This is a genomic window from Roseomonas haemaphysalidis (genome assembly GCF_017355405.1).
In the GTDB taxonomy this organism is placed as follows: Bacteria; Pseudomonadota; Alphaproteobacteria; order Acetobacterales; family Acetobacteraceae; genus Pseudoroseomonas; species Pseudoroseomonas haemaphysalidis.
The window spans coordinates 507,677-520,749 of sequence record NZ_CP061177.1 but is presented as its reverse complement, the minus strand read 5'-3'; the positions used below and the strand labels follow the sequence as shown (position 1 = coordinate 520,749).

At 71.5% G+C, this 13,073-nt stretch carries 11 protein-coding genes; 3 read left to right on the top strand and 8 right to left on the bottom strand.

Annotated features, from left to right (window positions below):
* Window positions 1–124: 124 nt before the first annotated feature.
* Genes IAI59_RS02355 through IAI59_RS02335 form a run of 5 tightly spaced genes read right to left on the bottom strand, consistent with a single transcriptional unit; the run spans window position 125 to window position 4,328 of the window.
* A complete protein-coding gene (locus tag IAI59_RS02355) occupies window positions 125–607 on the bottom strand; it encodes an ureidoglycolate lyase (RefSeq protein WP_207417922.1) in 483 nt (160 codons plus the stop codon).
* Window positions 604–1,422, bottom strand: coding sequence for an ABC transporter permease (locus IAI59_RS02350; protein WP_207417920.1), 819 nt, complete (start codon window positions 1,420–1,422; stop codon window positions 604–606). Before IAI59_RS02350 ends, IAI59_RS02355 begins: the two co-directional genes overlap by 4 nt.
* Entirely contained in the window at window positions 1,415–2,245 is an 831-nt protein-coding gene (locus tag IAI59_RS02345; RefSeq protein ID WP_207417918.1) for an ABC transporter permease, read from the bottom strand. Before IAI59_RS02345 ends, IAI59_RS02350 begins: the two co-directional genes overlap by 8 nt.
* Entirely contained in the window at window positions 2,242–3,270 is a 1,029-nt protein-coding gene (locus IAI59_RS02340) for an extracellular solute-binding protein (protein WP_207417916.1), read from the bottom strand. The genes IAI59_RS02345 and IAI59_RS02340 overlap by 4 nt, the downstream gene beginning before the upstream one ends.
* On the bottom strand, window positions 3,267–4,328 hold the full coding sequence (locus IAI59_RS02335; protein ID WP_237181180.1) for an ABC transporter ATP-binding protein: 1,062 nt from the start codon (window positions 4,326–4,328) through the stop codon (window positions 3,267–3,269). The genes IAI59_RS02340 and IAI59_RS02335 overlap by 4 nt, the downstream gene beginning before the upstream one ends.
* 373 nt (window positions 4,329–4,701) lie before the next feature.
* On the opposite strand from IAI59_RS02335, the gene IAI59_RS02330 reads away from it, so the two are divergent.
* A complete protein-coding gene (locus IAI59_RS02330) occupies window positions 4,702–5,631 on the top strand; it encodes a polysaccharide deacetylase family protein (RefSeq protein ID WP_207417914.1) in 930 nt (309 codons plus the stop codon).
* A gap of 65 nt (window positions 5,632–5,696) precedes the next feature.
* Here IAI59_RS02330 and IAI59_RS02325 read toward each other — a convergent pair whose 3' ends face one another.
* Together IAI59_RS02325 and IAI59_RS02320 are read right to left on the bottom strand one after the other, a co-directional pair.
* On the bottom strand, window positions 5,697–6,956 hold the full coding sequence (locus tag IAI59_RS02325; protein WP_207417913.1) for a M20 family metallopeptidase: 1,260 nt from the start codon (window positions 6,954–6,956) through the stop codon (window positions 5,697–5,699).
* Window positions 6,957–7,268: 312 nt separating this feature from the next.
* Window positions 7,269–10,184 carry an FAD-dependent oxidoreductase gene (locus IAI59_RS02320; RefSeq protein WP_207417912.1) on the bottom strand — a complete coding sequence of 972 codons (2,916 nt, stop codon included), beginning with the start codon at window positions 10,182–10,184 and terminating at the stop codon, window positions 7,269–7,271.
* A gap of 107 nt (window positions 10,185–10,291) precedes the next feature.
* Between IAI59_RS02320 and dapA the strand changes: the two genes are divergently transcribed.
* Together dapA and IAI59_RS02310 are read left to right on the top strand one after the other, a co-directional pair.
* A complete protein-coding gene (gene dapA, locus IAI59_RS02315) occupies window positions 10,292–11,185 on the top strand; it encodes a 4-hydroxy-tetrahydrodipicolinate synthase (RefSeq protein ID WP_237180783.1) in 894 nt (297 codons plus the stop codon).
* Window positions 11,186–11,218: 33 nt separating this feature from the next.
* Window positions 11,219–11,863: a GntR family transcriptional regulator gene (locus tag IAI59_RS02310; RefSeq protein WP_207417910.1), complete on the top strand. Its 645-nt coding sequence runs from the start codon at window positions 11,219–11,221 to the stop codon at window positions 11,861–11,863.
* 146 nt (window positions 11,864–12,009) lie between these two features.
* Here the strand turns inward: IAI59_RS02310 and IAI59_RS02305 are convergent, their stop codons facing one another.
* Entirely contained in the window at window positions 12,010–13,023 is a 1,014-nt protein-coding gene (locus tag IAI59_RS02305) for a phosphotriesterase family protein (RefSeq protein WP_207417908.1), read from the bottom strand.
* Window positions 13,024–13,073 lie beyond the last annotated feature (50 nt).

Below are 13,073 nucleotides of genomic sequence, written 5' to 3'. Positions count from 1 at the left end.
TGGAAAAAAGAACCAAAAAACTTTGTCAGTTAGGGGAGCGCACCACGGCCAGCGCAACGCCCCTGGCAAGCAAAGTCTTTTTGCTTCTTTTTCTTCAGAAGAAGATTCTTCGCTTCACGACCTTTCAGTCAAACATAAGATCAAAAGGCGTGACGTCGACGAATTCCTCGTCCCCCTCGGTGCCGTCGCGCCACATCATGACGGCGAAACGGCCTGGCGCGTCCAGCACCGTCAGCGGATGGTGCCAGACATCGGCGCCATAGGTCACGCCCTGGCCGGGGGCGGCGATGAAGGCCGCCGCCCGCGTCATGTCCGGCCCGCCGGCGGCCGCATGTGGCGCCACCAGCACCAGCCAGCGCACGGGGCCGAGCGGCACGAAGCTTTGCGAGGAAAAGGCATGCCGCTCCATCTGCCGCACCCGCAGCGGGCCGCCAGGATGCGGGTCTTTGCAGGACAGCGAAAGGCTGGGCCAGGCGTGGGCGCGGTGGCTGGCCAGGGTGCGTTCGTAATACAGCCGCCCGGGCTGCTCGGGCACGTCCAGCACCTCGCCATAAGGGGCAAAGGCCCCGGGGGTCAGGTGCTGGGGGATCAGCGGGCGGGGCGTCATCCGGCCATCCTGCGGACCAGCCCGACGGCGCGGTCCATCACGAGGAGTAAGAGGAACGCCACGGCGACCAGCACGCCCGAGGCGGCGGCGACGCGGACGTCGAGCGAGGATTCCATCATGCCCCACAGGCGGATCGGCAGCATGTCGGTCTCGGCGGAAGAAAGGAAGAGCGAGACGGGAACGTTGTCGAGCGAGGAGATGAAGGCGAGAAAGCCGCCCGCCGCCACGCCCGGCATGATCAGCGGCAGCACCACGCGGCGGAAGGTGCGCCAGCGCGAAGCGCCGAGGATGGCGCTGCTTTCCAGCAGCGCGGGGTCGAGCCCGGCGGCCGAGGCCCCCACGGTGCGCAGCGCGAAGGGAGCCGCGATCATCGCGTGTCCCATTACCAGCAGCGCGAAGGAAGGCGGCTGCCGCAGCCAGGACACGAACATCAGCGAGGCCAGCCCGAAGGCGATGCCGGGCAGCACCAGCGGCGCCAGAAAGGCGCCCTCCGCCAGCCGTGCCCAGCTGCCGCGCGCGCGCGCCAGCGCCAGCGCGGCACCGGTGGCCAGCGATGTCGCCAGCACCGCCGTGCAGAAGGCCACCAGCAGGGAGTTGCCGGCGGCGCGGTGGATCTGCGCCGAACGGACGGGGTCGAACAACGCGGCGTACCAGCGCAGCGTCAGCCCCGGCGGCGGAAAGCGCAGCGCCTGCGAGGTGGTGAAGGAGGTCAGCAGCACGATCAGCACCGGCCCCACCAGCACCAGCAGGGCGAGCGCCGCCAGCGCCAGGATCAGCAGCGCCAGCGGCCGGTCGGCGGGGGCGAGCCTATGCATGCGCCGCCCTTTGGCTGAGTAGGGAAAGCGCTGCGGCGACGGTGAGCACGGAGCCCATCAGCGTCAACGCCAGTGCCGCGGCCAGCGGCCAGTTGAAAACCACCATCGCCTGCTGCCACACCAGCATGGGCAGGTAGGCCAGCCGCCCGCCGCCGATCACGGATTGCGAGATAAAGGCGGTGCAGGCGCTGGCGAAGACCAGGGTGCAGCCCGCCAACAGCCCGGGCAGCGCCATCGGCAGCACCACCCGCCGCAGCGTGCGCGCCAGCGAGGCGCCGAGCGCCGAGGAGGCATCCAGCAGCGAAGGGTCGATCCGCCCCAGTGCGGCGATCAGCGGCAGCAGCATCAGCGGCATCTCGATCTGCGTCAGCGCCAGCACCAGCCCGTGCTCGGTTTGCAGCAGCGGCACCGGCGCGGCGACGGCACCGGTGGCCAGCAGGGCGGTGTTGATCACCCCCTCCCGCCCCAGGATGACGATCCAGGCGAAGGTCCGCACCACCACCGAGGTCAGCAGCGGCAGCACGGCGGCCAGCAGGATGAGGCGCTTCAGCCGTGGCCCGGCCACCAGGTGTAGCAGCGCCAGCGGCACCGCCAGCAACAGCGTGGCCAGCACCGTGAAGGCGCCGAGGCGCAGCGTGTTGAGGATGGCGCGCAGGTGGAAGCCATCCCCCAGCACGTCGGTCCAGGCGCTCACGCTGAAGCGGGCCAGGTTCTCGTCGGTGGCCAGCGAGGTGGCGGCCAGCAGCAGCAGCGGCGCCAGAAAGAACGCCGCCTGCGCGAAGGCGAGTGGCAGCGCCAGCCGCCACGCGCCCGCCTCGTTCACTTCGCCATCTCGCGGTTGAAGCGGTCGATCCAGCGCGCGCGCAGCGGGTTGATCTTGCTCCAGTCATGCGTGACGAAATTCTTCAGCTCGTCGATCGAGCGCATTGGCACGTCGGCGCCCGGCTGCACGCCCGTGTTGACCGGCACAAAAAAATACGGCGCCTGCGACAGCGCCGCCTGCACCGGCGTGCTGATCATGGTGTCGATGTACTGGTAGGACTGCTCGATATTCTTGCTGCCGCGGGCGATGTGCATGGTGGTGCCGAAGGCCGCGGCGCCGGTTTCCGGAACCGCGAACTCGATGTCCACGCCACGGGATTTCAGCAGGGTCACGGTGTAGGTGTTGGTGTACATGATGTCGATCTGCCCCTGCTGGAACAGCCCGGGCATCGCCGCCGGCTGGGCCACCGCCGGCACCAGGGGCAGGATCTTGCGCAGCTCGGCGAAGAGCGGCTCCACGTCGGTTTCCGAGCCGCCGACGGTCTTGGCCATCTCGATCAACGAGATGGTGCCGAAGGTGGTTCCAAAGCCGGTCAGGCCCAGGTGCCTGGCGAATTCCGGCTTGAACAGGTCCCGCCAGCCAGCGGGCTTGGCCACTTTCTTGGGGTTGTAGGCGATGCCGACCACCTGCGCCGCGACACCGGCGCCGGAGGCATCGGCATAGCCGACCGGCAGCTTGTCGCGGTTGCTCAGGCGCGTGGCGTCGAACGGCTCGAACAGGTTGAGGTCAATGCCGCTGACGCGCGGGCCCGGATCCAGCACAAAGACGTCGAATGGCGCCATGCCGCGCGCGGCGCGTGCCTTGGCGATCTGGTCCACGGCGAACAGCGGCTCGAAGGCCACGTCCACCCCGTGGGCCTGCTTCAGCGCGGGGGCCAGCACGGCGCGCAGCCCTTCGTCCCAGCCGCCGGGATAGACGGCGGCGGTCATGCTGCCGGCGGCCCTCGCCGCGCGCAAGGGCAGGCCGGCGGTGCCCAAGGTGCCGAGGGCGGCGCCCATCAGCGTGCGGCGGGTCAGAAGCGTCATGCGGCGTCTCCGATGGGGAAAAGGGCGGGCAAAGCACTCGGCAGCAGCGCGATGCGCACCGGCCCCGGCTCGGGGGGCGGGCCGTGCCGCGCGGCATGCAGCTTCAGCTCGGTGGAGCCGGCCTCCACGTCGTGCACAACGGCGGGGCCGAGCGGCAGGGACAGGCGCAGCCGCGCCGGCCAACTGTCCGGCGCCTCCGTGCCGGCGTCGCGCAGCGTCAGGTGCTCCGGTCGGGCGCAGAGCAGCACCCGTTCCCCCACCGCGAAGCCGCGCGCGCTGGCCACCGTGACGCTGGCGCCCACGTCCAGCCGCACGCGGTAATCCGCGCCCTGCCGCGCCTCGACACGTCCATGCAGCCGGTTGCTGGTCCCGACAAAGCCGGCGACGAAGGGGGTGGCCGGCGCGTCATAGACCGTGGCGGGCGCGTCCACCTGTTCCACCCGGCCGCCGCGCATCACCGCCATGCGGTCGGCCATGCTCATCGCCTCGTCCTGGTCGTGCGTGACCAGCACGGCGGTGACGCCGAAGCGCCGTTGCAGCCGCTTGATCTCCAACTGCAGGTCCAGCCGCAGCGCGCGGTCCAGCGCCGCGAAGGGTTCGTCCAGCAACAGGATGGAAGGTTCGATGGCCAGGGCGCGGGCCAGCGCCACGCGCTGTTGCTGCCCGCCGGAAAGCGCGCGCGGCCGGCGTTCCGCGAAGCCCTCCATCCGCACCGCCGCCAGCGCCGCCTCGACACGACGCCCGATATCCGCCTTGGGTTGTCCGCGCGCCTCCAGCCCGTAGGCGACATTCTGTGCCGCGCTCATGTGCGGGAACAGTGCGTAGGACTGGAAAACAATGCCGACGCCGCGCTTGCCGGGCGGCAGGTGGTCCACCGGCGCGCCATCCACCAGCACCCGCCCGGCCTCGGCCTGGATGAAGCCCGCGACCGTGCGGAGCAGCGTGGTCTTGCCGCAGCCGGAAGGGCCAAGCAGCGCCAGGATCTCCCCCGGCTGTACGGTCAGCGTCACGTCGTTCACGGCAAGGGACTGGCCATAGCGGACGCGGATGCCATCCATGTCCAGGCGGTGTCCTTTGGGGCGCGCGGCGAGGTCCGACATCAGGCCTGCATGAGCAAGTCGCATGCCATGGAAAGCAAACTCTCCGGCCTGCCGGCTTTGCCCGGCCTGGCCGAGGCCCGTTGTCCGGGAAGGGCGGCTGCGTTGGAACCTCGGCTACATCCCGGGCCGTGCGTTCGGCATCGGCCATTCTGCTGCAAGGCGTATCGGAGATGATCGCGGCGCAAGCATTCGAACGCCGTTCGTCCATATTTTGAGCAACAGCGGCAGCGTCCATTCTTGTGCGAGGCGCAGACGGCCGAAAGCGGCAGGCGCCGCGCCGAGTGGCCCCGCCCTTGCCAGGAAATGTGGCGCGGCGAAGGAGAGCAACGGCATGGCGCGCGACCTGATCGGCTATGGCGGCCAGTGGCCGGACCTGCGCTGGCCCAATGGGGCCCGCCTGGCGGTTTCCGTGGCGGTGAACCTGGAAGAGGGCGCCGAGCAGCAGGTCGGTGACGGTGACCCGCAGTCCGAGCGCATGGGAGAGGTGCTGAGCGTGGTGCCTGCTGGCGTGCGGGACATGGGGCAGGAACAGATCTTTGCTTATGGCACCCGTGCCGGCATCTGGAGGATGCTGGAGGCGCTGGAGCAGCACAGGGTGCCCGCCACCTTTCTGATGTGCGGCCGCGCCGTGCAGCGCGCCCCAGCCCTGGCCCGCGCCGCCGTGGCGGCGGGGCACGAGGCAGCCGCGCATGGCTGGCTGTGGCGCCCGCATGCCGACTATGCCTCACGCGATGCCGAGGCGGCGGACCTGGCGCGCTGCGCCGAGGCCATCGCGCAGGCCACCGGCCAGCGGCCGCGCGGCTTCTTCTGCCGCGGCGCGGAAAGCGCCTGGACGCGCGGGCTGCTGCTGGAGCAGGGCTTCCGCTATACGTCCAACGCCTTTGACGATGACCTGCCGTATCATGACCCGGCGCATCCTGGCCTGCTGGTGGTGCCCTATGCGCTGGATTCCAACGACATGAAGTTCTTCCACCCCAACGGCTTCGTCCGCGCCGGGGAGATGGTGGACTACGTGGCGGACGCCCTGGCGGTGCTGCTGGCGGAAGCGGAGCGTGGCCGCCCGCGGCTGCTGAACATCGGCTACCACCTGCGCATCGCCGGCCGCCCCGGCCGCTTCCGCGCCTTCGAGGGCGTGCTGGAACAACTCGCTGCCCTGGGTGGCCGGATCTGGCTGGCCCGCCGCGCCGAGATCGCCGAAGCCTTCGCCGCCGCGGTGCCGCCTGCCGCCTTTACCGGAACCGCGTCCACCACCCGGCCATAGCGCATGGCGATGCGGCGCGGGTTCCATCGCTGTGCGACCCGGCCGCTGAAATCCGAAGATTACTCTCAGCGGCACCAACCGTTGATGATGCCAGCGACAACCAGGACCCCCCGCCGGTAGTCGGCCACGTCCACCCATTCGTCGTGCCGGCCGTTCTGCGTCAGGTTGCCGCCCAGCGGCCCGAGGCCGACGCAGGGGATGCCCTGCTGCACCATCGGCACGCGGATGTCGCTGGAGGTGTGCAGCACGTTGACATGCGGCGCTTCGCCGGTGCCGTCCTGCACCGCGCGGCTGACCACCTGGTACAGCGGATGGTCGGGCGCTACCTCGGCGCCGGTCACGCCGGACAGCCAAGCAAGCACGGGCGGGTTCCGGCGCAGCCAGTCATCGCCTGCAGCCGCCTCGTGCAGCGCCGCCTCCACTTCCGCCTGCGCCGAGGCCATCGGCTCGCCGGGCGGAAAGGACAGGGCACAGGTGACGACGCATTCCAGCGGCACGCGCCCCGCCTTGCCCGGCGCCGAGACGCCGCTGACCAGCAGGTTGGTGGAACGCCCGATCGCATCCTGCAGCGACGGGTTGCGGATCCGCGCGCCGCGTGCCGCGTCCAGCGCGCGCAGCGCCTGCAGCACCAGGACCAGCTTGTCGGCCGGGTTGACCCCAAGATGCGCGAAGGCGGTATGGTCCGGCTCGCTGGTCGGCGGCTGGTGCCCGGCGATGGTGATGGTGAACAACAGCTGCCCGCCCGCAAAGGTCTTCACCTCCCGCATGCCCGCGCCGGATTCGGCGGGATGCAGGTAGACGGCGGCATCGGCCAGGTAGCCATGCTGCATCACCGCCGCCATGCCGCGCGCATGCCGCTTGCTGGGCGTGCTGGCCAGGATGACATCGCCGCGCAGCGCGCCGCCCTGCGACACCACCAGCCGCAGGGAGTCCACCATGTTGGCGACGCCGGCGAGGTCGTCCGACACGCCCCAGCCGTGCAGCCGGCCATTGGAAACCACGCCTTCGAACGGCGGATGTGTCCAGCCCCCGGTGCCGTGCACCGCCTCGCCGTCAGGGTGCGCGAAGAACATCACGCTGCGTCCGCCGCCCGACCCGCGCAGCCGGGCCACCACCGCTTCGCGCGGCTCTGCGGCCAGCGACTGCGCGGCGGCGAATTCGTCGCGCATCGTGACGTCACCTGGAGAATAGCGCAGCACCTCCACCTCGCAGCCCAGCGCGCGCAGGGCCCCGGCCACATGCGCCTGCACCGCCGCCTCGCCCCGCGGCACCAGCCGGATCAGCGCTTGCAGGAAATTGATACCGGGTTCGGGCTCGGCTGGCATGGCACACCTCACAGGCTGCGACGTGGCGCCCGCCGGCCGGCCGGCACCATCACGGAATACACGATGTATGCAAAACGAGCCGTGCTCAACCGGCGTCGCGCGGATGGCGGCATGGCGATGGGAACGGCGGTCGGGCGCTGCCGCATGTGCAGAAGGCGTGGCACGTCCAGGCCCGGCGCCCGTTCGCCTGCGCCGAGGAGCTTCCCCGGGGCCTGCATCTCGTTTCCGCAAGGCGCTGCCGGGACCTGAGGGGCTGGCCGATGATGGCCGCAGCCACACGGAAGGACGGACGGCATGGAAGGACTTCCGGCCTCAAAACCGATCCAGCGTGAACGGCGCCATGTCGATCTCGGACACGCCGCGCAGCATCGCCTCCGCGGTCATCCGCGCCACCACGGGCGCCAGCGTGTAGCCGTTGGACGTCACACAGTTGAAGAACCCCGGCACATCAGGCATCTCGCCCAGGATCGGCGCGCCGTCGATGTTGATGTTCATGCCGGCCCAGACGCGCAGCAGGTGGAACTGGGCCGCCGCCGGCAGCACGCGCTGCGCCACCCAGGCATTGCCCTGCATCGCCCAGCGCAGGGCGGTGCTGGCGCCGGTCGCCTCGTCCAGCCCGGCGGACCAGCCGCCGCCGATCAGCAGGCTGCCATTGGCCGCCTGCTTCAGGCTGAGGTGCCGGTCGGCATGGGCGATCAGCCGGGACACCAGCTTCGGCCCCGGCTCGGTCACCATCATCTGCAGCGGCGCGCCGGCCACCGGCACCGGGCGGCCGACCATGCCGCTGAGGCGCGGCGTCCAGGCCCCGGCGCAGTTGACGATGCGGCGGGCGCGCAGCGGGCCGGCGGCGGTGGAAACGGCGAAGCCCGCCGCGTCCCGCTCGATCCCCAGCACCGGGCAGTCGCCGATCACGGTGGCGCCGGCGGCGCGCGCCAGGTTCAGCACGCCGAAGGTGGCGGTCAGCGGATTGATCTTGCCCTCGGCCGCGCAATAGGCGGCACCGACCAGCGTGGGCGAGAGATGCGGCTCCATGGCGTGCAGTTCGTTGCCGCCGATCACCTGCGTCTCGACCCCGAAGCGGGCCTCGATGGCCGCCTTCTGGCGCAGGAACGCCATGTCGCGCTCCGTTTCGGCCACCATCAGCCCGCCGGTGATGGCGAGGTCGATGGGCGTGCCGCCGGCGCGCGCGATCTCGCCCGCCAGCGCCTGCCACAAGGCGATGGCGGGGTTGCCCAGGCGCAGCGTCTGCGCCGCCGGGCCACCGCCGGCCTCGGCCTTGGCGCCGAAGTCGAAGGACAGCAGCTGCACGTGCAGCGAGCCGGCATTGGCGGTGGAAGCCTGCTGCCCCGGCGTGTCGCGGTCCAGCGCCAGCACGTCCAGCCCCGCCAGCGCCAGCTCCCGCGCCACGCAGGCGCCGACGATGCCGGCGCCGACCACCAGCACGTCCACGGTGCGGGCGGGCAGGGCGGCGGCGGGCGGGCGCGTGGGACGCGGCACGATGGCGGGGGGCGTGGTACGGCGGTGGCCGGCCCATTCCGCCTGCTCGGCCGAGAGCGCGGCCAGCGGCACCGGCTTGGCCGGTGGGCGGGGGGCGAAAAAGGCGAAGGGTTCCGGCCGCGCGCCGCCCGCGGCGGCGACCAGGTGGGTCAGCACGGCGGCGCAGTTGCGCCCCTGGCAGCGGCCCATGCCGGTGCGGGTCAGCCGCTTGACGGTGCCGGCATCGGCGCCGTGGGTGGCGATGGCGGCGCGCATGGCGCCGGCCGTGACGCTTTCGCAGCGACAGACGATGGTCTCGTCGGCGATGGTGGCGGCATCGAAGGGCGGCGGCGCGAACAGGCGCCACAGCGCGTCCTGGAAGGCTTCCGCATGGGCGAGGCCGCTCTGGGCCGCGGCCAGGGCGGCGGCGGGCAGGGGGCCGGCCCCCAGGTCTCGCAGGATGGTGTCGGCCGCCAGCACGCCGCGGTGCCGCGCCACCATGGCGCCGCCCAGCCCGGCGCCATCGCCGATGGCGAAGACGGTGTCCAGGCTGGTGCGCCCGTCCGGCGCGGTGTCCGTGGCGAGAAAGCCGACATGCCGGTCCACGCGGCGGTGCCGCGCGCCCAGTTGCCGCGCCAGCTCGGTGGAAGGGATGAAGCCGTGGCCGAGGGTGACGGCGTCCAGCCCCTCCACCAGCTTCTCGCCCTCCGGCGTCGCGATGCGGCAGGCGGAAACGCGCGCCCCGCCCCGGCATTCGACAATGCGCGAGCCCCAAAGCACCGGCACGCCCCGCGCCCGCAGCACGGCCAGGTAGCGCGCGCCCTGCGCCAGCAGCCCCGGCGCGTGGCGGGCGGCGCGAACCGCCGCGCGCCAGTCCCGCCATCCGGGGCGGGGGGCTTCCTCCACCACCGCCAGCACCGTCACCCCGGCCCGCGCCAGCTCCACCGCCAGCTGCAGGTTCAGCGGGCCATTGCCGCCGATCACCACGCGCTGGCCGGGAAATACGCGATAAGCGCGGGCCAGGGTCTGCGCGGCGCCCGTGGTCATGACGCCCGGCAGCGTCCAGCCGGGGATTGGCACCGGGCGCTCATAAGCCCCCGGGGCCAGCAGCAGGCGCCTTGGGCGCAGCAGGCGCGGGCGGCCGGCCTGGAACACCGCCACCTCGTCGGGCGCGAAGGCGGACCAGGCGGTGGCGTCGGACCAGAGTTCGACGCCCGCGTCGCGCGCCGCGGCGCGCAGCCGGGCGCTTTCGGCGAACTGCCGGTCGATCGGCCCGCCGGTTTCGGCATGGGAGGCGGCGACGGGCTTGAGATACTGCCCGCCCGGCTCGGCGCGCTCATCCACCATCACCACCCGCAGCCCGGCCGCCGCCAGGGGTGCCGCCGCCGCCAGCCCGCCGATGCCGCCGCCGATCACCGCCACGTCCACCACCGTTTCCGGCTCGGCCGGCAGGGCAGGCAGGGGATGAGTGGCGCCGGGCGCGCTGGTCACCACCATGCCGGGCGCGGCCTTGACCATGCAGGCGCGCTGCCCGGCCTGGCCGTCCACCGTGACCACGCAGTCGAAGCAGGCACCCATGCCGCACCACAGCCCGCGCATGGTGCCGTCGGGCGCCGCGCGCAGCGCCACGGTGCCGGCGGCGGCCAGCGCGGCGGCGATGGTCTCGCCCGGCAGCGCCGCGACGGCGGCGCCGTCGAAGCTGAAGCTTCCGGCGGGTGCGCTGGGGGCGAGGCCGGGGTGGCGCAGGCGCATGGCGGATGGACAACTTCCGAAGATATACATAAGGTATGCAAACAAACGGACCTGCTTGGCAATGGCCGCTTGCTCCGCACTCAACGTCGATGATTTCCGAGGCGCGCTTGCATCCGTTCCGTGGCACCTACACCGTCCTGGTCACCCCCTTCACCGCCGATGGCGGCGCGGTGGACGTTGCCGCGCTGAAGCGGCTGGTCGAGTATCAGATCCGCGAGGGCGTGCACGGGCTGGTGCCGCTCGGCTCGACCGGCGAGTTCCTGTCGCTGACGCGCGAGGAGCGGCAGCAGGTGATCGAGACGGTGGTGGGCACCGCCGCCGGGCGCGTGCCCGTGCTGGTCGGCACCGGCGCCGAATACACCCCCCATGCGGTGGAATACTCGCGCGAGGCGGAGGCGATGGGCGCCGACGGGCTGATGATCATCCCGCCCTTCTATTCGGTGCCCACCGCGGAGGAGCTCTACGTCCACTACAAGGCCGTGGCCGACCGCACCGCGATCCCGATCATGATCTACAACAACCCCAACGCCGCCAACGTCGACATGCTGCCGGAAACGGTGGCCCGCCTGTCCGAGATCGAGGCGGTGCAGTACATCAAGGAGTCGACGCTCGACGTCACCCGCGTGCGCGACATCATCCGCCTGTGCGGCGACCGGCTGACGGTCTTCGCCGGCGTGCTGGGCTACGAATCCTTCTTTCTGGGCGCGCAGGGCTGGGTCGCGGTCTGCTCCAACGTGGCGCCGCGCATCTCGGCCGAGCTGTTCAACGCCTGCGCCGACCGCAACGACCCGGCCGAGGCCCGCGCCATCCACCAGCGCATGGTGGACCTGTTGTGGTGGGTCGGCGGCCCCCGCTACGTGGCCGGCACCAAGGCCGCGCTCGGCATGATCGGGCTGGACTGCGGTCCGCCGCGCCCGCCCCGCCTGCCGCTGCCCGAGGCGATGCGGCCCGAACTGCAACGGGTGGTGGCGGCGCTGGACCTGCCCGGCATCGCCGCTTGAAGCGGCGCGCCGCCCGCGCCTAAAGGGGCAGCCATGAGCACCACCGCCTCCCCACAGAACTTGTCCGCCCTGGCCTATTCCGCGTTGTCGCTGATGATCCGGGGCCACAAGCTGAAGGGCGGCGAGGCGATCCTGGAAGCCAGGCTGGCGGAATCGCTCAACATCTCCCGCACCCCGCTGCGCGAGGCGCTGCAGCGGCTGGAAGGCGAGGGGCTGGTCATCAAGAACGGCAGCCGCTCCTACATGGTGCGCGGCGTCGATCTGGCCGAATACCTGCACAGCCTGAAGGTGCGCGAGATCCTGGAGCCGGAGGCCGCGGCGCTCGCCATTCCCCGCATCGACCCCGCCGCCATCGCCGCCGTGCGCGCCGAGATCGCGGCGCTGGGCGATGCCGCCGTCCCCTATGACCGCGAGGCGCATTGGCGCGTCGATGCCCGGCTGCACGAGCTGTTCATCGATGCCTGCGGCAATCCCGTGCTGACCCAGATGATCCGCGGGCTGCGTGCCACCACCCACCTGTTCGAGATCGCCCGGCTGCGCGACCGGCTGCAGCCGGACAACCTGGAGCATATCGCGATCCTCGACGCCCTGGCGGCCGGCGACGCCAGGGCGGCGCGCAAGGCGGCGCAGCAGCACCTGCGGAGCCTGCATGCCTTCGCGCTGACCGTGGTGAGCTGAAGAAAGGCTGGGGGAAGGAATTCCCCCGGACCCCCATCTTTCATCTTTTTCTGACGACTTGGCGCCGCCGGCGCACCGCCGCGCCCCAAGCGCCAATGAATCAAAAAGAAGATGGGGGTCCGGGGAAATTCTTTCCCCCGGCCTTTTTACACCGTCAGCAACCGGCGCGGCGTCCCCACCAGCAGCGTCTCGATCTCGCCAGCGCTAAATCCCCGGTCCCGCATCAGCGGCACCACGTTGCGCGGCAGGTGGCCGTAGCCGTGGCCACCGAGGGATTGCAGGCGGGAGCGGGTGCAGATGTCGTGCGAGGCGACGACGCGATCGGCGAGCCCCGCGTCGAACAGGCGGCGGATGCAGCGCAGGCGCATCCAGTCGGTCGGCAGGTCTGCCACGCCCATCCAGTAGTTCGATGATTCGATGCCGAAGAAGTCGAACTCCACCACGCAGCCGCGATGGGCGAGGGCCAGCACCTCCCCTTCATTGTCGTAGGTGCGGTCCATGTGGCCCATCACCACGCGCGACAGGTCGGCCCCGGCGGCGAGCAGGATGTCCAGGATCTCGTGCGGGGCGGCGGGGTGGCGGCCGGGATGGACCGTGATGGCGGCGCCGGTGGCGCGCTGCGCGTCGGCGGCGGCCTGCAGGGCGCGTTGCTCGGCGGGGTGCAGCGGCCAGGAACAGCCGATCTCGCCGATGATGCCGCAGCGGATCGGGCCTTGCGTCAGTTGCCTGATCATGGAGTGCGCCATCGCCTCACGGCTGCGCGCCAGTGCTTCGGCGTCCTGGTAGGCGGCGGTGTAGAGGCCGGCACCCATGACGACATGGACGCCGCTGTCGCGGGAGATGGCAGCGAGGCCGGCGGGATCGGGGCACAGCCCGGCGGTGGTGACCTCGACGATGGTGCCGCCGCCGGCGGCGGCGAAGCGCGCGGCCTCGCGGGTCGCCAGCGCCACGTCGTGCAGCCGGTGGTTGCCGGCATAGGCGCCCGGGCGCCAGTGGATGTCGAAGGCGTTGTCCAGCGTGATCTCCGCCTCGGGCGGCGGTGCCGCGCGGCTGGCCGGGGGAGAAAGGTCGCACAGCAGGTGCTCGTGCATCAGCACCAGGCCCAGCGCCCCGGGCGGCACCGCGCCCAGCACCGTCGTCACCTGCCCATCCGCCATCATGATCCTCCCCCAAGGCCGTGCCAATGTTTCGGCTTGTCGACGCGTCGGGT

What these genes read in the sequence shown, in the direction of transcription:
- IAI59_RS02355 (WP_207417922.1), bottom strand. Translation starts at nt 607, where the DNA reads ATGACGCCCCGCCCGCTGATCCCCCAGCACCTGACCCCCGGGGCCTTT.
- IAI59_RS02350 (WP_207417920.1), bottom strand. Translation starts at nt 1,422, where the DNA reads ATGCATAGGCTCGCCCCCGCCGACCGGCCGCTGGCGCTGCTGATCCTG.
- IAI59_RS02340 (WP_207417916.1), bottom strand. Translation starts at nt 3,270, where the DNA reads ATGACGCTTCTGACCCGCCGCACGCTGATGGGCGCCGCCCTCGGCACC.
- IAI59_RS02335 (WP_237181180.1), bottom strand. Translation starts at nt 4,328, where the DNA reads ATGGATGGCATCCGCGTCCGCTATGGCCAGTCCCTTGCCGTGAACGAC.
- IAI59_RS02330 (WP_207417914.1), top strand. Translation starts at nt 4,702, where the DNA reads ATGGCGCGCGACCTGATCGGCTATGGCGGCCAGTGGCCGGACCTGCGC.
- IAI59_RS02325 (WP_207417913.1), bottom strand. Translation starts at nt 6,956, where the DNA reads ATGCCAGCCGAGCCCGAACCCGGTATCAATTTCCTGCAAGCGCTGATC.
- IAI59_RS02320 (WP_207417912.1), bottom strand. Translation starts at nt 10,184, where the DNA reads ATGCGCCTGCGCCACCCCGGCCTCGCCCCCAGCGCACCCGCCGGAAGC.
- IAI59_RS02310 (WP_207417910.1), top strand. Translation starts at nt 11,219, where the DNA reads ATGAGCACCACCGCCTCCCCACAGAACTTGTCCGCCCTGGCCTATTCC.
- IAI59_RS02305 (WP_207417908.1), bottom strand. Translation starts at nt 13,023, where the DNA reads ATGATGGCGGATGGGCAGGTGACGACGGTGCTGGGCGCGGTGCCGCCC.